The sequence below is a fragment of the Roseiflexus sp. RS-1 genome (assembly GCF_000016665.1).
GTDB lineage: Bacteria > Chloroflexota > Chloroflexia > Chloroflexales > Roseiflexaceae > Roseiflexus.
On sequence record NC_009523.1, the window covers coordinates 791,202 to 811,599 of the forward strand.

Consider the following 20,398-nt stretch of genomic DNA (forward strand, 5'->3'; position numbering starts at 1 on the left):
ATCGTAGCACACGCGGCTCTGGGGTGTCACCCCGTAAAACCCGTATTCGTGCTAAACAATTTGTCATCGCCGCCCCGGGCTGCCCGCCCTTCGACCCCTCCCGGCGCCGTCCGCAATCACACAATCGAACGTAGCAATGCGCCTGCTGCACGCGCGGCATTCCCGCCCTCCGACCCCTCCCGGCGCCGCCCGCAACCGTGCGGGCGAACGCAGCAACGCGCTCGCGGCGCGCGAGGGAACGTGCTATGCCCGACCATCGTCGACTCGCCATCCTCACCAGGCTCCGCAAAGCGGCGCGCGTGACCCTGGCGCAGATGGCCCGCGCCTGCGGTCTGGAGGGCAGCCGGGCCTATGAGTCGGTGAGCGCCTGGGAGCGCGGCGAAGCCGTGCCGCGCGCTGCCGTTCGCACCGCATTTCTCGGCTATCTCGCGCACACGCTCAACCTGGCCGACGATCGTGAGACCCTTGCTGCGGTCTGGGAAACGCTTGTGCACGAGTGGGGCTGGGAGCCGCTGCAGCCCGCCGACTGGCAGTTGCTGGACTCAGGGCAGCTTTTGGCCAGTGCGACGCCCGGGCGCTACCAACTCACCAGGTCTGACTCGACGAGCACCGGCGCGCCGCTCCCGGCGCACCTTTCGCCCGCGCCGGTTCCGCTCCCTCCCGGCTCGCGCGCGCCCTTTGCGCCAAACCCGCATTTTGTCGGCCGCGCCGCCGAGCTGCTGACCATCGCCGGGCATCTGCACCGCCGCACGGCGCCGATCCACATCGTCGTCTGCGGTCCCGGCGGCATCGGCAAGACCCAGCTGGCGATTGAGATCGTCCATCGTTGTGGTCACGCCTTCCCCGGCGGCGTCTTCTGGCTGGGCTGCGCCGACCCCGCCGCTGTCCCGGCCGCGATTGCGGCCTGCGGCGGGCAGGATGGCCTGCGCCTCCGTCCTGATTTCGACCGGCTCAGTCTCGACGAGCAGGTGCGACTGGTGCTGGCGGCCTGGCATGAGGAGACGCTGCGCCTGCTGGTCTTCGACAGCTGCGAGGACCCGGCGCTGCTCCGCCGCTGGCTGCCGCGACGGGGCGGCTGCCGCGCGCTGATCACCAGCCAGCGCCGCACCTGGGACGCCGACCTGCCGGTGGCGACGCTGCCGCTCGGCTTGCTGAGCCGCGCCGAGAGCCTGGCGCTGCTGCGTCGCTACTGCCCGACGCCCCAGATCAGCGATGCGGAGCTGATTGCGATCGCGGCCGAGCTCGACGACCTGCCGCTGGCCCTGCACCTGGCTGGCAGTCACCTGGCGCGCGGCGCCGATACGCTCACGCCGACCTGCTACCTCGCTGAGCTGCGTGCGCGGCTTGACCAGCACCCGTCCCTGGCTGGCGTCGACCCGCGCGGCCGCCCGCTGCCAGCGCCGACCGGTCACCATAACCGGCTCGAACAGGTCGTCGCCCTCAGTCTGTCGCGGCTCGATCCGGGCGGCGTGATCGACGCGCTCGCCTGCCAGCTCCTGTTGCGTGCCGCGTGGTTCGCCCCCGGTGAGCCGATCCCAGGCGCGCTGCTCAGCGCCACGCTGGCGCCCCGACCAGACCCTGCGCTGCTTGCCGGCGCCCTCCAGCGGCTCGTGGACATCGGCCTGCTGCTCGATAGCGCCGGAGCGTACAGCGGTCGCCTGCACCGCCTGATAGCCGCCTTTCTCCGCCGCCTCGACAACGATGGGGCGGCGCAGCACGCCGTCGAGACGGCGCTGCTGGCCCACGCGCGGATGCTCAACGCCGCGCTCGATCAGCCGGCCCTGCTGCGCATCCAGGCGCATCTGCGCGCGGTCACCGACGCTGCGCTCGTGCGCGGCGATGCGATCGCCGCCGACCTGAGCTACGAACTGAGCCGCCATCTCGGCGAGATTGACCAGTATGCAGCGGCGATTGCCTACAACCAGCGCTCGCTGGACCTGCGGAATCAGATCTTCGGCGCCGACTCCGTGGCAAGCAGCGCGAACCTGCATTTTCATGGGATGATGCTGGATTGGCTGGGCGATTACCCCGGCGCACGCCCGTACCACGAGCGGGCGCTAGCGATCCGGCGCGCGCGACTGGGGCCTGATCATCCTGATACCGCCACCAGCGTGCTGCACGCCGGCGAAATCGCCCATGCAGTCTGCGACTATGCGCAGGCGCGCACCTACTACGAGCAGGCGCTGGCGGCCCGTATCAGGCATGACGGCCCGGATAGCCCAGGGGCGGCGGAGCTCTACAACAACCTGGGGCTCTTGCTTAACGCGATGGGCGAGTTTGATGCCGCCCTACCCTACGCGGAGCGCGCGGTGGCGATCTGGGAAGCGCATGAGCAGCCCAATCGCTCGCTCCAGTCAATGGCGATCAACAACCTGGGCTACCTCCACCGGGCCCGGGGCGAATACCGGCAGGCGCTGCCCCTCCTGCGCCGCGCGCTGGCGATCCGCGAGGAGGTCTACGGTCCGATGCATTCCTTCGTCGGCGTCACGCGCAACCATATCGGGCGGGTCTACCACTACCAGGGGCGATTTGAGCAGGCCGGGGCGGAGCTTGAGGCAACTCTCCGGCTCTTCGACGCCGCCATCGGGCGCGAGCACCCGATCACGGCCTGTGCGCTCAGCAACCTGGGCATGCTGGCGCTGGAGATGGGCGACCGCGCCGGTGCGCGCCGGATGCTGGAAGCAGCGCTGGATATCCATCGCCGGATCCTGGGCGCTGCGCATCGCCACACCGCGCGCGAGATGAATCGGCTCGGGTTGCTCCACCAGGCGTTTGGGGATCGCGCGATGGCCACTCGTTACCTGCGCGCCGCGCTGGCTGTTCGCCGACGCATCCTGGGCGATCTGCACCACGATACCGCCAATACGCTGGGGCACCTGGGCGTGCTGCTGCTGAGCGCCGGACGACCACGGCAGGCCCGGCCGCTGCTCGCTGCGGCGCTGCGCCGCCATCTGGCCCGCCTGGGTGAGCGCCACCCGTACACTGCGCGCAGCCTGCTGCGCATGGGCCAGGTCTGCGCTGCACTTGGGGAACGAGAGATCAGTCGTGACTATCTGAGCCGGGCGCTTGCTGTGTACACCGCTGTGCTTGGCGCCGATCACCCGTACACCCTGGCAGCGCGGCAGGCTCAAGTTACGGCGTGCTGACGTTACCCTTCTTCTCTCGCGCTCTTTGAACGTTGATCGGGCGCGGCGGCCTGTGTCCCTGCGTTGCGCGTGTTTCCGGGTCGGGCGCAGCGGCGCATCCTTCTGGCGCATCCGGCGTGGTCGGCGTTGTGATTGTTATCGCTACGAACCGATCTGTTCAACCAGAAAGCCACTGCCCAGAGGATCACGCGGATCAAGAACAAACTCGCTCCGACCGGTCACAAACGCGCGACCACTCACCTCAGGGATAATGGCAGGGTACGAACCAACCTGTGTGTGCGCAACGACCCGCCCAACAAATGTGCTGCGTCGTCCCAGGATACTCTCTATCACGATAGACTGACCGGTCTCTATTTCGCCTTTGGCGTGATGAATAGCCAGACGAGCCGAGACTCCGGTGCCCGTTGGCGAGCGATCAACTTCGGCGTTTGCAAACACACAGATATTGCGGCTGTGATGCGTGGCATCTTCCGGTTGATCGGTCAGGATGGTTCCGTACAGAAAACCAAGATCCGACTCGCAGGGATGATGGATCGGCAGAACTGCGTTCACGGCTCGCTTGATCGCTTCGCCAGCAGCAACGAGGGCTGCGGTCTGTTTCGGCTCAACCCGCAACCCAACCTGTGAAGCCGGAAGGACTGCATAAAATGCGCCGCCCCAGGCAATATCGCACACAATGTGACCATAACCGGGTACGGTCACCTGAAGATCGCGCGCATACACAAATGATGGCACGTTGAGAAATGAAACACGCGCCACGCTTCCATCCTCGATATGTGCTGTGGCGCGCACCAATCCGGCAGGAGTATCGAGTGTCACGGTAGCCTGCTGTCCTTCCACCGGCGCCACTCCACTCTCAACCAAAACGGTGACAAGTGCAATAACGCCGTGGCCACACATCGTGCTGTAACCTTCATTGTGCATGAACAGCACCCCAAAATCGGCGTCAGCACTCACGGGAGGTGTGATGATACAACCATACATGTTGTAATGACCACGTGGTTCCCACATTAATGCCTGCCGCACGTGATCAAAATGATCACGCATACAACGCCGTCGCTCCAGCATCGTCGCGCCGGGAATTTCTGGCAACCCGCCGGTGATGATACGCAACGGTTCACCGGCAGTATGCGCCTCTATCGTAGTGAGCCGTAACGTTTTCGGCGGTAGCGAGATCCGATCCCAATCGAGATTCATAAGACACTGCCCCCTTTCTGTACGACTGCGAAGGCTCGCAGCCTGCTGGTAACAGAGTCAGCCACTGTGATGACATCGTACTTCGTCTTCACCGGCGGGCGAAGGAACAGCCGGACTGCGAATGGCACTTCATCCGTTCGAGAAGGCGATTACCCCTACGATGAGACCAATAGCCGTGATCACACCGCCTGTGATACCGAAAACAGTGCGCATAAACCGGTCTTCGCCCTTAATCCGGCCCTGTTCCGGCGCTCGAGCCGGATACTCAACGGTAACGGTCTGGCCGATCTCGTAGGAACAGGGACGAGAGAAAACAGCGCCGGTAATCGTCACTTCCCGCCCATTGTGGGCGACAAATCGGACAACAGGCGCGTAGAGCTCGCTGCGGCCATCTTCATCGTGTCGAGAGGCGATGTCGATGACCGTGGCTGAGCATTCCATCCCGTGTTGAAATGGCCGACTCTGCCAGAAGAGATACCCGGCGCCAACCAGAAATCCTCCGCCCATGAGCAGCAAAAAGAGAGCCATATAGTGTAATCCCGTCATAGCTTCGCTCCTGATCGTTGGTCAACAGCACAGGGTTGCAGGGACATGGTACCTTGTGATACAGGGTGTCGCAACTGCCGGGGCGACACCTGCGCTGCAAGCGCCGTTCTGTCGTCATTCAGGCGAAGCACGAAACCGATGCAGCGCTGTCATCGCTCCCGCTCGTGACGCCGACGCAGAGGGGCGCTGGCGCACCCGGATGCGGAAAGACGGGATTATTTCCGGTTTGCTACGGTGCAGGATTGCGGCGATGCCACGCTGAGGCGGAACTGTTGGGGCGCCGGGTCAAGATCGTATCCGCGTTGCCTGAAAGCGCCAGACCGTTCGTTGATGAACGCACGTGAGAGTGAGCGCCTTTGCCCCTCATCCCCCCAACCCCCTTCTCCCACAAGGGGAGAAGGGGGAGTCTGCGCGTCCTGAAGCCCAAAACGAGAGAAGGAACGCAGGAGATTCCCAAAAAACCTGTCCCTGTAGGCTCCAGACCCCAGGGATTTCCCGTTCCCTGGCTGGCGCAGCGGCGTGGCGTCCTGTGTTGTGCGTTTCCGGGTTGGGCGCAGCGGCGCTTACTTCTGGCGCATCCGGCGCAGTCGGCGTTGTGATTGATGCGCTGCCGGAGGAGGATGGCACAGGAGCCGTTGAGTTTGTTCACCCTCCGTGCTGGTTGCCGAAGAGCGAGGGCTTCCCGCCATTGCGAGGCAGTCAAAGGCGAGATGCTCTCGCTCTGTGATGGTTCGCATCGCTGCGTATGGACACGACACCCGTACACACAAGCGATGCAGGAACGCGCACGGTTCCGGCGCCCCAGGAACATGACAGAACGACCAAATGATGCTCTGACATGAATGCTTTCAGTAAAACGGTTCACCCCCACGGGCGTGGGGACAATGCAACGACACATCGTTTGAGAAAGACTACATCCGGTTCACCCCCACGGGCGTGGGGACAATCGCGCCTGGCGCGATCGTGCACACTGCGGAAACGGTTCACCCCCACGGGCGTGGGGACAATGGCGTGCCGACTAGGTGTGACGCTCGCTGCTCGCGGTTCACCCCCACGGGCGTGGGGACAATTCGCGCACGCGATGACAGGCCGGACTAGCATGCGGTTCACCCCCACGGGCGTGGGGACAATCTGACCGCTATCGACGTGCTGATGATTGCGCACGGTTCACCCCCACGGGCGTGGGGACAATACCAGGGCATCCCAGCAGGCGGGTCTATCACACGGTTCACCCCCACGGGCGTGGGGACAATCTGACCGCTATCGACGCGCTGATGATTGCGCACGGTTCACCCCCACGGGCGTGGGGACAATTGGCGTTTCAGCCAGTTCCTGATACGGCTCGCGGTTCACCCCCACGGGCGTGGGGACAATGTTCCGCAACCGCTGTCACAACACACGCTTCTCGGTTCACCCCCACGGGCGTGGGGACAATTACACCACCAGCAGAACGTTGCCGACGACGCGCGGTTCACCCCCACGGGCGTGGGGACAATATCGAACCGCCGGAGCGCAGCGACCAACCGCGCGGTTCACCCCCACGGGCGTGGGGACAATCGGTTTTCCGGCAATGCGCCATAAAAACGCCGCGGTTCACCCCCACGGGCGTGGGGACAATATAGCCTGCACGTGCAGGCTATAACGAAAACTGGTTCACCCCCACGGGCGTGGGGACAATAAACGCCATAGCACACCCCCACCACTACAAGACGGTTCACCCCCACGGGCGTGGGGACAATGTTTGGAGCGCTATCAGCATATAGTGAAATGCCGGTTCACCCCCACGGGCGTGGGGACAATCAGGTCATGCATATACCGCTCATCCCTGCTGGCGGTTCACCCCCACGGGCGTGGGGACAATCAGTGCTCCTTCTGCGTTACACATCTCACTGGCGGTTCACCCCCACGGGCGTGGGGACAATGCTGCGAGTTTGGCGCTGGAGGTGTTCGCTTACGGTTCACCCCCACGGGCGTGGGGACAATACTTGCGTCTCAGGCATTCTAATGCGATTCGCCTCCAAAAACAAGCCTCGAAGTCATGTTCCGCATCAGGACGGTATTCTTACCAGAAAGAGCCCCTCTACCTGTATGAGTTGACGATTTGTGGGTCCGCAACTCCGTAGCGCAAATCCCTGCTCAGTGTTGGTCTGGTACACCAGAAAACCCGCGCCATCTCGCATATGTTGGCATACCTGATCCCACAAGAGATCTCGTACTCGCGCCGATAGCGTACCTACGAAAACACCGGTATGTATCTCGAGCATCCAGCGGGTCAACTCACCGCGCACACCGACAGGTACTCGCTCCAGAATGATGACAGTCATGAAACTTCCTCTTCGCTGTAATTGATGCCGCCAGCAACCTCCCCTTCTTCCGGATCCCACAGGTTGCCAGGGCGGGCATAATATCGATCAAACAACTCCGACTCGCGCTGATCGAGCGTTGAGATGTCAAAGATTCTGTGGAGATCATCGACAATGCGTTCCAGCATGCGCTGCTCACGGATCAGATCACGACACAAATGTCGCACTCGACTCTCTAGTCGACTCTCACCGGCTGCTGTGCAGCGAAAAGCTGCCGGAATGGCGATGTCCGTTTTGTAAAGATCGGCGACATCGTAGACGAACGAGAGCATCTTGCCGGTATGAATGAATCCGAGCGCAGGTGAGTAGCCTGCAGCGACAATCGCAGCATGAACGATCCCGTACAAACAACTGTTGGCTGCCGAAATAGCCCGATTAATCGGTTCGGTGCGCCGCCAGTCATTCTGTTTGTAGAATCGACCATCCCACTTGACGCCGGTCTCACGGCTCCACCGCGCATATGTGTCTCGAACACGCGCTCCCTCTTTCCCTCGAATCTGCTTAATGGTGAGACCGGGATCGAGCTTTTCAGGAAAGCGCATTTCGTACATGCGCCGTACAATTCGCAAACGCAGATCCGGATCGCTGTGCATTGCTGCCTGACGCAGTGTGTTGGCCGCTGATCTGGTTTCTCCCATGCCAACTGCATAAAAACGAACGCCTTCTTCTCCTACCCAGGCCACCATGCACCCGTTTTCTGCCAGTGTCTTGATGGCCTGATGGGTGATGCTGATGCCGGGACCCAGCATGAGGAGCGAGAGCGTGGCGCAAGGTACGGGAGTTTTGCCCTCCTTGTTGAGAATCGCGATTGCTTTGTCATCCTGCTCAATGATGGCATGCTCGACGTACAGGTAGGTCCAGCTATCGCTGACCTTGGGCAAGATTTGTAGATTGTGCACTGGCATAGCCGTCTCCTTTGTTGAGCGAATAATGTTGTTAAGGTGCTGATGGGCACGTCTGCCGGATGGCAAGAAGCGCAGTGCTCTCCTGTGTTTCCGGTCATTGAGCAGCGATAGATAACAGACCAAACCCAAAGGCTTTGCCGCTCCCTATCCCATGCTCCAGCGCTGTTCGGAATCTGTCAGCATCAGTGACCTTGAGATAGCCGGTGAAGAGCACGGCGCCAAATGTGAGGTGCATTGTCTGAGTCTGCGTCGCTTTCCGCCATCCGTGCTCGTCCGCTTGCTTTGCCGCCTGAACGGCTGGCACGTCAGGGTTGACCGACGTGCTGAGCAGACGAAAACCATGCTGCTCACCTTTGTGTGCAAGCCATGCAATCTGCTCTTCTTCACGCAAGAGAGCGACTCGTTTCCCAAGAAGCCGGTCATCTCGCTCAGAGCTGCGGTTGCTCAGTCGCCTGGTCGGGTTCGCGAGCAATCGAAACAGGAACTGCATGTCGCTTCGAATGCGCGCATATTCATCATCGATCCGTCGTAGCGCCGGGTTGCCGCGTTCGTCGAGCGCCGGACCGAACATGCGGTCTGGTATATGTGACCAATCGGGCTGTTCGCGTGATTGCACCAGCAGTCGCACGAGCCATGGCATATCGCTGATCGGTTCGATGCGATAGAGAATGCCGAAATGCGCCCGCGCCGGTACATTATCCGGCGCCTGGGGAAATGCGCTCAGAATAGTGCGGTGCAACCGGTAGACATCGCTCAGATCACGTCGAACCCGTGGCTGGCGAACGTCGAGGATCAAACGTGACAGGTACATCTCATCCCTCCATCGTATTGATCGGAGCAGGACCGTCTTCTAATCGCAACCATGTTTCACGGACGTACCGGGCGCGAAAGACCCGCCGGGATGGTGTGCCGATATTGTCGTACTGACGATTGCCGGCGCCGGGTCCGGTCTCGATCAGTAATCGCAGTTGCGTGGGACGCGAGCGTTGCCATGCTGTCTCAACCCGTGGCGACAGGAGCAGGTTCTTCAGTGCGTCTTCCAGGATGTCGAACTGCCCCGTACCAGCGAAGATTGGCGTCGAAGGAACGCACGCTTTGCGCCCTAGAAACAGCGGCCAGACTGGCGACTGTATAGCAGTCGCCAGTTCTCCGATGTAGTCCGGTGAACCCTGAAGCGCAACCAGGAACGAAGCGTCAGCCAGGTAGTAGCGTTCGGAGACATCGGTCTCCGGTTCGCCTGTCTTCTGGTTGATTTTGACTTTGATGCGCCCTTTGGTGACTTCAGCTGAAAGCACCCCGCCAATGTACGGTTCGTCGTGGTAGCGAGGTCCGCCGGTAGACGCAATCGTGCTATAGCGTCCACCGCCGGTTGTATGGTAGTCGCGCATGAGGATGCCTGGCAGATCCACGCGCACCCCCATGCGCAGGTTATCGCTCAGATCGCGCAGGCGCGCATCGTCGCGCCGCAGACCCAGTGCGCATCCGAGCAATCCGATGACGCCGGATTTGGTCGGTGCGTCAGTCGTGTCACGCTCGCCCCAGCGCGCTCGCAACCCCCACGATTGCAGCGGTCCTTCCAGCCGCAGGAAGAGCGTGTTCATTGCACTCCTCCCCCTATCTGCTTCGACAGCCAGGTGATCAGTTTTTCCAGATCGGAGCAGCACTCAGCTCCTGAAAGCGTGAATGGAACGGTGCTCAGGAAGGCGCGCTGAGCGCTGAGATTGTAGCGTTCGTTGATGGCGGGAATGTATTCCTCCAATGCTTTCGCCGACGCTTCGATGAGGGAGAGCTTGCCTGTTGCGCGCACGGGTTTGACAAATGCATTGGCATAACTGAGGGCAATGTTCTCCTTGCGCACCTCGACCAGCGCCAGGTCGGGCAGGTTGTGCGCGGCGAAACTGTTCTGTTTCCCGCTGGGAATTGCAAATAGCGCTGCTCTGATCAGCGCCTCCACAGATTGCCGGGCGACGTTCTGCTCGCCGTGCAGATTCTTGAGCAGACCATCCCAGTCGATGGAGAAATATTTATAGTAGGTGGCGCTGTTGAAGGTTGTGTCGCCGATGAATCCGGCGCCTGCTTCGCCGGAGATATCGTCTACTGCCGTGTAAAAATCGAACTCCATCTCAACGGCGTGGGTGGAGATCGCATGCGCCACCTGAACAGCGGCTTCCACATCCTTGAAAGGGCTGGAGGTCGTCATGCGTCCGAACATGGCAATATCGACCGAGTGCGGTTCATACTCACCGATCTCTCGAACCAACGTATCGCCCTGAAGTTCGTTCAGGTGCTTTGCCCCTTTCTCGCGCACAATCTCGATCAACCGTTGAGCCAGCTGTTGGATCTCGTTTTCGGTCAGAAACATCAGTTGGGCAGTTTTGATCCTCTCTGCGTCGCCGGTAGTGTTGCTCTGTCGGCTGCTGCGTCGAGACCTTGAGCTGCTGCGAGGCTGGTTCTGATCACCGCGCTCATCGCCCGCTTCGCCTTCACCGGAGGGACTCCTCTGCTCGCCCTTGCCGAGACGCGCGGCTGCTTCGACAATTGCGCGTTGATCATCGTCGTTCAGACCGGCATTCACCAGATGGTGACGCACCTTTTCAGGCAGGAGTTGGGTGCGTATCGCCAGTAACCCCTGGGTCTCAAACGGGGCGCGAAAGTGATCCGACCAGCGGATGCTGCGCTTGATCGCCTGACTGGAGATGCGCGCTCGTCGCACGCCGCCGAAAATCGCGTCCTTCGGTTCGTTGTTGTCGTCCCGGTTCAGATTCGACGGAGCATGGTTCTGAAGCAGATGGAGTGCGATCAGCATGGTCTTGGGTCCTTTCTTCTAGAGGATAGAATTGTGCCTTCATTCGGTTGCGATGATAGATGGCGCTCAGGAATGATCGGTAAAATAATCGCGCGCCCACTGCAACTGGACATAGCGATCCGGATGATCCCAATGCAGAAGATCGTTCAGCAACCGGCGCCAGTCGATTGACTGGTCGCTTGCCGCAGCAAGACGTACTGCCTGACGCAATCGAAAGGGCAGGTTTTCGCCATCGCTATCAAGCAGCGCCTGAAACCGCCGGTCGATGCTCTCGCTTGCCCGGCTTTGCCGCACAGCGCGAAGGATCGCTCCCAGGCTGCGCTGATCATTGCGGGAGTCGGCGAGTGGATAGAGGGTGGCGACCAGGAAGTAGATCGCTTCTTCAGATCTCCCGGCAACCTCGTAGGGCAACGCCTGATAGAAGATCTGATGCACACCACGAGCTTCGTGCAAAGACCGTCCGGCGTTCCGTTTGAGGCGCGCGCGCCCGGCGTTGTCCAATCGTTCGAGCGCGGTGATAAACTCATCAACCTGCTGCTGTTGGCGCTGCTGTCGGGTTGGTTCACTCATTCAGCCACTCCTTTCGTCTGGCATGCAGCTGACGCTCACATTCCGCCTGAGCTTCGACCCGAATGCGCAAAGCATCGGCGCGGTCACCGGTCTGATCGAGAGCGGTTCTGAAACATGCCTGCGCTTCCTTGATGATCAATATCACCCATGTCCGTGCGGTGTCATCGCGCTGCCAGACATCGCTCAAATCATTGACAAACTGGCGGAAATGGAGTCCCAGCCGCCGCCAGTAGTCGGCAATCAGACGTTCGAGCACAGTTTTGAAACGGATGAATTTCTGTTCGTTCGATCCGCCGGTTCCGCGTTCGGGTCGAAAGTGACGCTCAAAGGTGCTCTTGAGAATGGCTGCCACCTCGTGGGACTGACGGAGCGCTTCACCGACATAGGCGGCGGCGTCGGGGTCTTGGAGCAATTCTGGCGGCGCTTCAAGCGCTTCATCGAGCCACTCGAAGATTTTGGCTTTGCCGTCGGTGCGAATGCCAATACAGCGAAAGCGAAGACGCTGGCGCCCGGTGAGCGTCCCTCTATCGATCAGGCGCGCCAGCTGTCGCACAATGCGTGGACGCAGACCGGCTGCATCTTCGTCCAGCAACAACACAGCATACTCGCGCCAGATGGCTTTGCCTTCTTCGGGACGGATTGGTTTGAGATCGGCATTCTTGCTCTGCTTCGACGGTTTTCGGAACGCAACAAAAGGATCCTCCCAGACACCCGTCTGCTTGCTGAGCCAGTGACCCATCTCGAAAAGCATTGTGGCAACGAAAATGTCGGTCTGGCGCCCGCAGTTCGTGCAGAACACCGATCCTGCTTGCGGATAGAGCCGCATCCGGCGGGCAGGAAAGGTAAGACTCTCCAGGTAGCCGACCGCGCTGACTTCGCAATTCTTGCCAACGACTGGTGGATCGCTGTTCCAGATCGCCTGATCGGCTCGCTTCGGATCGGCGCCTGGCGGCAGATAATCGCTGCTGACCAGAGAGAGGGTCAGTGTCTCGAACAGCGTATCGCCAGCCGGCAGGACGTAGATCGGCGGTACACCATTAATCGAGGGACGTATGCCTGCGCCGCCAGAAGAGGCGAATGCTGGCGCTGTCACCAACCCGCGTGCGCAGCATGCTGGGCAGATGCGATGGCGGTCGTCGGTCACATGAGTGAAGTGGACCCGTTCTGTTGCTACCGGTATCTCGGCAAACAGGCGCGCGACCGGCTGCGGGTTGTGATTGCTGTGAAGCGGAACATCGCCGGTTTGCAGGAACGGGGCGTGAGGATCGAAGAGATCGAAGCGTCCAGCATGGTTCTTCTCAAACGCTTGCAAGCGGTTTATGTCGAACTTCGCGTTGTGCAGCAACGCTGCTATCTCTCCTATATCTTGTGGTTGATGGATCGCTTGCAGAATTGCCGTCAGCAAGCGATGCGTCCCGCCTGCGACCAGCGGCGAGGGGTCGCTCAGCGCTGCCAGTTCGTGCGCGTCGGTCAGGCACGTGCCAATGCCGATCTCATCGTCGCGCCCGTCGCGTCGGATGACCCGAATCCAGGGTTCAGTCCACAGATTGAAACTCAGGGATGCTGTCATAGATCCTCCTCAAACCAATCACCGCTCACGTCGGCATCCCCCTTCTCGATAACCAACCCCAGTTCGTTATCAAGACGCAGGCGACGCCTGTTGATGGTGATACTGTGCGTCTGCACATCCAATGGGAGTGGATGCAGCCCGCGGAGCGGCGCCGGAATTACACTCCAGGTCCAGCGTAGTGCGCGATCCCGATGCTCGTCGCGGTAGGCAGCGATAACTGCGCGATCACTGACCGGTACGGCAACGTTGATCACGTCCTTCATCTGCTCCAGCGTCGGCGGCACATCGGTTGGAATGCGAAAGGTTCCGCCTGGATCAAGGGATACCTCACCATTGACCCGGTAGACCGGCACAAGCGTCACCCGGTCGCCCAGGCGCGTCTTTGCCAGTTGCCAGGAAGCCTCCGCACCCGTTTCTTCTTCGATATAGGAGCGACCGCCGTGTTCGACAATCGGCGCCCGGATCATTGCATCAGGCGTGAGCGGGCTGCGCGCTTTAGCAGTTTGCGCATCGATGGTCTTACGATACTCCTGCTCCGCTTTTGCAACTTCCCCGGCGTAGCGACCGACAACAGGCGCCGCGCTGTAGACTGCCTCGATCAGAGTTCGATAATCGCGGGGTAAGGTCACGATGCGTGTATCGTCAGTTAAGCCGTCACACAGTGTTGCCAGACTGCGCCAGAGGATATACGGCTCATAGATCGCTCGCCAGCGACGCCAGTCTGGTTCGCCCTGCTCGTCGTATGGAATCACGATTTCCAGCACAGGCTCACGATGGTCGTCTGGACGGCATCGATTGTGGCGATGGAGACGACCGGCGCGTTGGAGGAGCAGATCAATCGGCGCAAAGTCGCTGACCATGACATCAACGTCGTAGTCGAGGCTCTGTTCCAGCACCTGGGTTCCTGCGATAATGATTCGCTGCTCAGGCGTGCGCTGCGAATCTTTGCCGACGAGATTGCTGATGCATTGCTCCCGACGCTGCCGTTCGTGGAGCGGAAAGCGAGCGTGGAGCAGCACGCACGTTACATCACGCGCACCGGAGGCAATCAGCGCCCGGTAGATGGCCTGCGCGTCATCCACCCGGTTGCAGATACGCGCAACTGCGCCGCCATTGCGTATCAGTTCCAGCAATCGTCCGGCTTCCTCTTCGGGAGCGCTTTGCTTCCTGAATCGCAGGATAAAGCGCTGCTCGCCGCGGAAGACATCACAGGTGTGGTGGGATTGCGCCGTGGCGTGATACAGTGAAAGCGCCGGATACGGCAATTTTTCTGGAAGAGACAGGGCGGCTGCAGGCTCTGTAGCGCGAAGAAATGCGCGCGCTAATGCATCGTGACGCTGACGCGGCAGTGTGGCGGACAGGAGGATGATCGAACAACCCAGCGTCGCCAGCCAGGCAAGGGTATGTTCGAGAATGACGCTCATATACGCATCATAGGCATGCACCTCATCGATCATCACCACTTTGCTCGCCAGACCGAACAATCGTAGCGGATAATGGCGCACATTCAAGCCTCCGAGTTCGACCTGATCCACCGTACCGACGCCAAACGGCGCAAGCATCGCCTTCTTCGGTCCGACGAACCACCCTAACATCACGTCTGCGCTGCACCCTTCAGGATCGGATCGATCCTGATCAGCGCTGAGCGTCACCCGGCGACGCAGATCGTCTTCGACAACAATCGCCTGACTGTGGCTCAGGCGCACACTGCCGCCATCGCCATACAGGGTGCGGAAGAATCGTTCAAGACGGGTAAACATCTGATTACCGGTGGCCATCGTCGGCAGGGCAAAGAAGATCTCATCTATTCCTCGGAGAGCGGCGATACGCCGTGCAAGCGCCAGAGCCGCTTCTGTCTTGCCCTCGCCGGTGGGAGCTTCGATAACGACCAGCGCCGGTTGCCGCAAGTCATTGTCGGACAGGCGGTCTACGACTGCCTGTAACGGACGTGGCGCGATAGCCTGGAAAAGTGCGCGGAAATCCGAGTACTGCGGTTGAGATCGGCTTGCCCGGAGATAATGTGTCGTCAGGGCGTTCTGCGCGCGCTGACGACTGAGCGACAGGTAGCAATGAATGTCCATTCCGGGTGTAGCCGGGAAGTCGTGTTCATTCGAACCGATCCAGTCGCTCCAGACCAGCAGTCCGGTCAGTGCAACGGTCGCAGGGCGTGGTGCGACGGGTGTTCCAATGCGGTGCAGCGGTTTATCTTCAGGCGCCAGCAGATCGCGAAGGAGAACGTAGCCCTGTTTCCGCCAGTCTCGCCAGCGAGATTCGCCACGTTCCACGTAATGCAATTTCTTGCGCAGGTCTTCCATCGACTCGTCAACGAAGCGCCCGTGGTGTCCTCCCGTTGCATCACGGAAAATCCAGACCAGGTCTTGTGCGATCTCTGGTTCATTCTGAGCGAGATAATCATGAATCCAGAGCGCGCTGATCGCGGCATGGTGCAACTCCGGGGAGTGGGATCGAAATTGCACCCCTGCTCGAGTCAGACGTTCGCGCTGGGCTTCGTCCTGCCCTTGAAAAGCAGCAGAGAGTTTGCCCAGATCGTGAAGCGCAATTAGAAATGGAAGCCAGGAGATCAATGCTTCTGGATCGGCGCCGCGCCAGGCATGCAGAAGCGCCTGACGCACCCGTTGCGGTCCGTGTCGCAGAAGCGCCTCGGCGACACATGCGACATCGAGCATATGAAAGATCGCCGGATGAAATTGGGTAACCGGCGTACCTGGACGGGGGGTTTTTCCCCAGAATTGCAGGAGCAGCGGATCGATGCTTTTCATCAATGCGTTTCCTTGTGAGGTATGAGACCATACAGGCGAGCCTGTGCACGGACTTCTTCGATCATCTCGGCGCGAAGTTCGTCGGGAGCAAGCACTTCCACGGCAGCGCCCCATTGACGGATCCAGGGTTTCATTTCTACGGTGCTCCCTACTCGCACGCTAAACAGGCATGAACCGTCAGGGCAATCCTCCAGACGCTGACTGACGTGCCAGACGCTTTCTTTGAGGCGTCGTACCACCTGGGGCGCAAACCGCAGGATTACTTCGATGGTTCCTTCATCACGCCAGATGACGCCCCAGGCCGAAGCAAGCAAACGGATCGGATCGAACTCTTCAGGGATGGCAAACTGCTCATCAGTCAGGCGTATCGTGCGTATGCGCTCAACTTTGAGGGTCCGCAATTCGCTGCGCAGGTCATCAAAGCCGATGACGTAGCATGCGTAGCCGATGCCGGAAGGCTCGATAAAGTAAGGTGCGAAGAGACGCTCGGTCATTTCGTCTTTACTGTAGGAGTGGTAGGACAGCCGCACCTTGCGCCCGGTCGCCCAACCCTGCGTCAGTACTTCAAGCGCCTCGACGTATTCACGCCGAACCGGTCGCTCACGCACGGCTGCCGCAGCACGCGCGATATGGTCGGCGATCAGCGGAGATTTGCTGCGCAGTGCGTCGCTCAGTTTGTCGAGGGCGCTTACAACATGCGGGTTATGTTCGTCACTATGCCGGGACAACAGGCGAGCAGCCATATACAGCGCCAGCGCTTCGTCGTTGGAAATCTTCATTGTGTGAATGATCCGTCGGTGGTCAAGATGGTAGCGGCGCCCTTCCTTGATGAGACCTGTTCCACGTGCCTCAAGCAGATCAAGATCGCGCCGGATTGTATCGGGATCGACCCCGAATTCACGTGCCAGCTCAGAAGTAGTACATCCTCTTTTTTGATGCCTGGCGAGATAACGCTCGATGCCGTCGAGCCTTTCGTAGCGGGTTTCCGTCTTTGACATGCCTGCGCCTTTCCAGTTGTCTCTGGAATCAGGGTACCATGCGATCACCGCATAGTGTGCGGTTTTTTTGTGATCACAGGAATATTTTGAGGGAAATGCCGGAGATCATGCGGTTTGGTGAACGGTAAAGCAGCAGAAGGCTTCCCGCACCCTCAATTCCTCCACCCCGCCGCCAGCGTCGCCACCACGGCGCGGTGGTCCGAAACGCCGTCCCACGGTCCGACCGAGGCATCCAGGCAGACGATCCCGTTTGTGGTGAAGAGATGGTCGATACGCACGAACCAGGGTAGGACCGGAACTCCCCCGATTGTGCGATTGCCGGGCCATGTGAAGCCGGCGCCGCTGCCGCATTCCTGCCAGACATCCGACAGTGCGCCGTGTTGGAGGATGTGGTAGGCGCGATGAAACGGGGTGGCGTTCAGATCACCGGCGACGACCACCGGTGTGCGCTGCGCCTGGACGAAGGCGTTGATCGCTTCCGCCTGACGCTCACGTTCACCGATTGCTGCGGCTTCCACATGGAGACCGACCAGGTTTAATGTTTCTGAGAACTGCTATATTTCTTCAAAGACCATACGCCCTCGGCTATCCAGGGCGAAGCCAGCCAGCGGCAGGCTATTGCAGACAGAACGTCATCCGTGCCGATCCGTCGTATCCGTGCTGATCCGTGTTCTATTCCGCCGTGGGGCTGATGAAGGCGACCGGTGCGATCATTTGGAATAGTAGTGTTGTAGGAAGGAGACGATCCAGGCTATAGGCTCACACAGGAATTCGCAGGAGATCACCCGGTTGAATTGCTGACAATGCCTGCACAACATTCGGCATAAGCAAGCGCAGTGTCTCGAATCGATTGTTAGCCGCCACGATAACAATAATTCCTAACGTTGTTGAACGCAGGTTCTGTTGATATGTCATATTCTGATCAGCAGTAATAAAGACATCGAAGGCAGTCTCGGCTAAACGCAGCAACTCGCCGTTTTTAGCGCCTGCCCAGCCCATCTCAGAGACAGTCAAGACGTCGTGGTCCGGCAGTTCATATTTGAGCTTACGCGGCAGGCATTCATCAAGCAAGATCTTCATACAGGTTGCGTTAACAACATCTGCTTGAGTTGTTCCAGAACTCCGACCGCCTGATCACGATGCACGGTCGGAAAGTCGTCGAGGAACTCCTGGAGGGAATAACCGCCTTCGAGATAGTCGAACAGCGTCTGCACCGGTACCCGTGTGCCAGCAAACACCGGCGTTCCACCGAGAATCTCGTGATCCCGGATAATCAGATTTGGCTGAACCATAATGCCGTCCTTTCACGCACTGGCTGTATGATAGCACAACCGGCACGCTTGTGGCGGTCGGGTTATTGTGTGAGGCGGTCTTCAAACAGGGGCAGTGTTTGAAGCGTGATCAAAAACCCGGATGTGTGGCATTGATATTGAACATGGCTTTCTGATGAGGAGAAGAAGCGTATGCCGAATCGTGCCGCTTTCTGCGCTCCAGCGCCCCGACCGCACCTCAAGCTGCGCGTCCAGGGAAAAAAACTGCTGCGGCAGCCAGCGCAGCAGGAGTATCCGCGTTCTCTTTCTACCCTATCCGACGTGTGACATTCACCCCGTTCCGCTCTTTCCATCTCATTGGCGCGCCACTGTTTGGACACACTGGCGCCGCTGCGGGTTGCTGCGCTTCTTGATCTTCCATCGCGCTCGCCGCCAGCGCGCGGCTAAACCGCTCATACACGTCCAGAGTCGTATCCTCGATCTGCGTCAGATTCGGTCGTTCGGTCTATTCCTCCCACGCCAGGAACGACTCGATCAATGCTTCATCCTGCGCCAACGGCGCAGCGCGCTTCTGTTCGCAAGTCCGTTTTATCATCGCACAAGCATCGACGTCCCTAGACTGGCGCATTCCCCGCACCCTCAATTCCTCCACCCCGCCGCCAGCGTCGCCACCACGGCGCGGTGGTCCGAAACGCCGTCCCACGGTCCGACCGAGGCATCCAGGCAGACGATCCCGTTTGTGGTGAAGAGATGGTCGATACGCACGAACCAGGGTAGGACCGGAACTCCCCCGATTGTGCGATTGCCGGGCCATGTGAAGCCAGCGCCGCTGCCGCATTCCCTCCAGACATCCGACAGTGCGCCATGTTCGAGGATGTGGTAGGCGCGATGAAACGGGGTCGCGTTCATATCACCGGCGACGACCACCGGTGTGCGCTGCGCCTGGACGAAGGCGTTGATCGCTTCCGCCTGACGCTCACGTTCACCGATTGCTGCGGTCATATACTCGGACGGTCCGACCGGCGGGATAGCGTGGAAGTTGAGCAGGGTGATGGTCTGCCCCGGAGTGTCGATCTCGACCGCCTGCGGTGCGCCGATCCAGCGATCACCCGGCAGGCGTGCGGCGAGCGGGCGGAGCGGGAAGCGACTGATAATCCCCATGCCGGTGACGCCCCACTGCGGATCGAGGAGCTGATAGGGGTATTCGTTCTTCAGATCGCGCTCGAGTGCGGCAGCAATCGAGGGGTTGAGTTCCTGAAGGGCGATAATGTCGGGTTGCGCGGCGCGAATTGCTGCAAGCACGCGATCCGTGCGCTCATTGCCGCCGTTGATGTTGAAGGTCATGACCCTGAACGGCGCCCCTTGGGAGCTGAAACCGTAGCGCGCGGTGCTGAGCTGAAACCAGGGATCGATCAGCAGTGGTGCGCTGATGACGAACAGGGGGATGCTGAGGGCGACGGCGAACCAACGACGGGCGATGATCGCCGGCAGAATGAGCAGCGGAAGCGGCATGAGCAGGTACGGCGTGACGGCGTTCAGGAGGAACAGCCACCACCAGCGATCACCGAAGAGTGTCCTCGTGATCAGCCAGACGACAAGAAAGAGAAGGTAGACGATGACCGTAGCAAACAGGAGATTGAGCAGGATGTGGCGCGTTCGATGTGAGGGTGGTTGCAGTGTGTCCACGAAAGCGATCCTTTCATCGTTGGTTTTGCGATGCATCCACACTGAATCTAACGCCGCTGGTTGGTGACCAGTTCCAATATTGGGCGTCTGGTGTTATTGCAATTCTCAGATACATTGTCCCGTCCAGGCCTGCCGTGTCGCGCGAGGCGCCTGCTTCCAGCAAAGTGTAGACCGAAATGATGGTCTTTGAAGAAATAATCCGGTATAGCCCGCGCAGGCGGGCTTTGCCCTGGTTAGCCGAGGGCTTCAGCCCCACGGCTAGCGCAGTATAGCGGATTTAATTTTCAATCTCCATTATTTCGGTCATCGCGTGGGGCGCGCCATTTCCAGGAGTGTTCAGCCTCGTCCAATAGATTCAACCTTTGTGAGAACCGCTGTGGAAAATACGAAGGCGGTTTCGGGCGTAAGCAATTACACTTTTTGCTTGCATGAATGCCCTCTTTGCCTTGTTAGTGCGTTATATCTCAAAAAAGGTGTTGACTTTTTTCATGCGTATGGTAGAATAGCGCCGATTGAGGGGTAACGATGCAAACATGTTCTCCCAACCACCACGGGCACAT

Annotated in this window: 17 protein-coding genes and 1 CRISPR repeat array; of the genes, 2 read left to right on the forward strand and 15 right to left on the reverse strand. The window is 59.9% G+C overall.

Going from position 1 to position 20,398, the window contains the following annotated elements:
- Positions 1-245: 245 nt before the first annotated feature.
- The gene (locus tag ROSERS_RS03320) at positions 246-3,146 is read left to right on the forward strand and encodes a tetratricopeptide repeat protein (RefSeq protein WP_011955416.1); all 2,901 of its coding nucleotides are present in this window, start codon (positions 246-248) and stop codon (positions 3,144-3,146) included.
- 141 nt (positions 3,147-3,287) lie between these two features.
- Here ROSERS_RS03320 and ROSERS_RS03325 read toward each other — a convergent pair whose 3' ends face one another.
- The 14 genes from ROSERS_RS03325 to ROSERS_RS03390 form a co-directional block, all read right to left on the reverse strand.
- Positions 3,288-4,343, reverse strand: a complete 1,056-nt coding sequence (locus ROSERS_RS03325) for a proline racemase family protein (RefSeq protein WP_011955417.1) — start codon at positions 4,341-4,343, stop codon at positions 3,288-3,290.
- A gap of 129 nt (positions 4,344-4,472) precedes the next feature.
- Positions 4,473-4,889: a DUF3592 domain-containing protein gene (locus ROSERS_RS03330; RefSeq protein WP_011955418.1), complete on the reverse strand. Its 417-nt coding sequence runs from the start codon at positions 4,887-4,889 to the stop codon at positions 4,473-4,475.
- Between the two features lie 857 nt (positions 4,890-5,746).
- Positions 5,747-6,872: direct repeats of the CRISPR family, unit length 29 nt; unit sequence CGGTTCACCCCCACGGGCGTGGGGACAAT.
- A 65-nt stretch (positions 6,873-6,937) separates the two neighbouring features.
- Complete coding sequence (cas2e, locus tag ROSERS_RS27285; protein ID WP_041332919.1) at positions 6,938-7,213, reverse strand: type I-E CRISPR-associated endoribonuclease Cas2e; 276 nt, start codon at positions 7,211-7,213, stop codon at positions 6,938-6,940.
- A complete protein-coding gene (gene cas1e, locus ROSERS_RS03340) occupies positions 7,210-8,157 on the reverse strand; it encodes a type I-E CRISPR-associated endonuclease Cas1e (protein WP_011955420.1) in 948 nt (315 codons plus the stop codon). Before cas1e ends, cas2e begins: the two co-directional genes overlap by 4 nt.
- Positions 8,158-8,251: 94 nt before the next feature.
- Positions 8,252-8,968 carry a type I-E CRISPR-associated protein Cas6/Cse3/CasE gene (cas6e, locus tag ROSERS_RS03345; protein ID WP_011955421.1) on the reverse strand — a complete coding sequence of 239 codons (717 nt, stop codon included), beginning with the start codon at positions 8,966-8,968 and terminating at the stop codon, positions 8,252-8,254.
- Position 8,969: 1 nt separating this feature from the next.
- Positions 8,970-9,758, reverse strand: coding sequence for a type I-E CRISPR-associated protein Cas5/CasD (gene cas5e / locus ROSERS_RS03350; RefSeq protein ID WP_011955422.1), 789 nt, complete (start codon positions 9,756-9,758; stop codon positions 8,970-8,972).
- Positions 9,755-10,963, reverse strand: coding sequence for a type I-E CRISPR-associated protein Cas7/Cse4/CasC (gene cas7e / locus ROSERS_RS03355; RefSeq protein ID WP_011955423.1), 1,209 nt, complete (start codon positions 10,961-10,963; stop codon positions 9,755-9,757). The genes cas5e and cas7e overlap by 4 nt, the downstream gene beginning before the upstream one ends.
- A gap of 66 nt (positions 10,964-11,029) precedes the next feature.
- Entirely contained in the window at positions 11,030-11,533 is a 504-nt protein-coding gene (casB, locus tag ROSERS_RS03360) for a type I-E CRISPR-associated protein Cse2/CasB (protein ID WP_011955424.1), read from the reverse strand.
- Positions 11,526-13,103: a type I-E CRISPR-associated protein Cse1/CasA gene (casA, locus tag ROSERS_RS03365; RefSeq protein ID WP_011955425.1), complete on the reverse strand. Its 1,578-nt coding sequence runs from the start codon at positions 13,101-13,103 to the stop codon at positions 11,526-11,528. Before casA ends, casB begins: the two co-directional genes overlap by 8 nt.
- Positions 13,100-15,883 (reverse strand): CRISPR-associated helicase/endonuclease Cas3, encoded by a 2,784-nt coding sequence (locus tag ROSERS_RS03370; RefSeq protein WP_011955426.1) that lies wholly within the window; start codon positions 15,881-15,883, stop codon positions 13,100-13,102. The genes casA and ROSERS_RS03370 overlap by 4 nt, the downstream gene beginning before the upstream one ends.
- Complete coding sequence (locus ROSERS_RS03375) at positions 15,883-16,881, reverse strand: helix-turn-helix transcriptional regulator (protein WP_011955427.1); 999 nt, start codon at positions 16,879-16,881, stop codon at positions 15,883-15,885. Before ROSERS_RS03375 ends, ROSERS_RS03370 begins: the two co-directional genes overlap by 1 nt.
- Positions 16,882-17,033: 152 nt before the next feature.
- The gene (locus ROSERS_RS03380) at positions 17,034-17,399 is read right to left on the reverse strand and encodes an endonuclease/exonuclease/phosphatase family protein (RefSeq protein ID WP_041332923.1); all 366 of its coding nucleotides are present in this window, start codon (positions 17,397-17,399) and stop codon (positions 17,034-17,036) included.
- Between the two features lie 241 nt (positions 17,400-17,640).
- A complete protein-coding gene (locus tag ROSERS_RS03385) occupies positions 17,641-17,961 on the reverse strand; it encodes a DUF5615 family PIN-like protein (RefSeq protein ID WP_011955428.1) in 321 nt (106 codons plus the stop codon).
- On the reverse strand, positions 17,958-18,173 hold the full coding sequence (locus tag ROSERS_RS03390; protein WP_011955429.1) for a DUF433 domain-containing protein: 216 nt from the start codon (positions 18,171-18,173) through the stop codon (positions 17,958-17,960). The genes ROSERS_RS03385 and ROSERS_RS03390 overlap by 4 nt, the downstream gene beginning before the upstream one ends.
- 171 nt (positions 18,174-18,344) lie before the next feature.
- Here ROSERS_RS03390 and ROSERS_RS27115 point away from each other — a divergent pair, with 171 nt between their 5' ends.
- Positions 18,345-18,479: a hypothetical protein gene (locus ROSERS_RS27115; protein ID WP_269627269.1), complete on the forward strand. Its 135-nt coding sequence runs from the start codon at positions 18,345-18,347 to the stop codon at positions 18,477-18,479.
- 312 nt (positions 18,480-18,791) lie between these two features.
- Here ROSERS_RS27115 and ROSERS_RS03395 read toward each other — a convergent pair whose 3' ends face one another.
- Positions 18,792-19,838: an endonuclease/exonuclease/phosphatase family protein gene (locus ROSERS_RS03395; protein WP_011955430.1), complete on the reverse strand. Its 1,047-nt coding sequence runs from the start codon at positions 19,836-19,838 to the stop codon at positions 18,792-18,794.
- Positions 19,839-20,398: the final 560 nt, after the last annotated feature.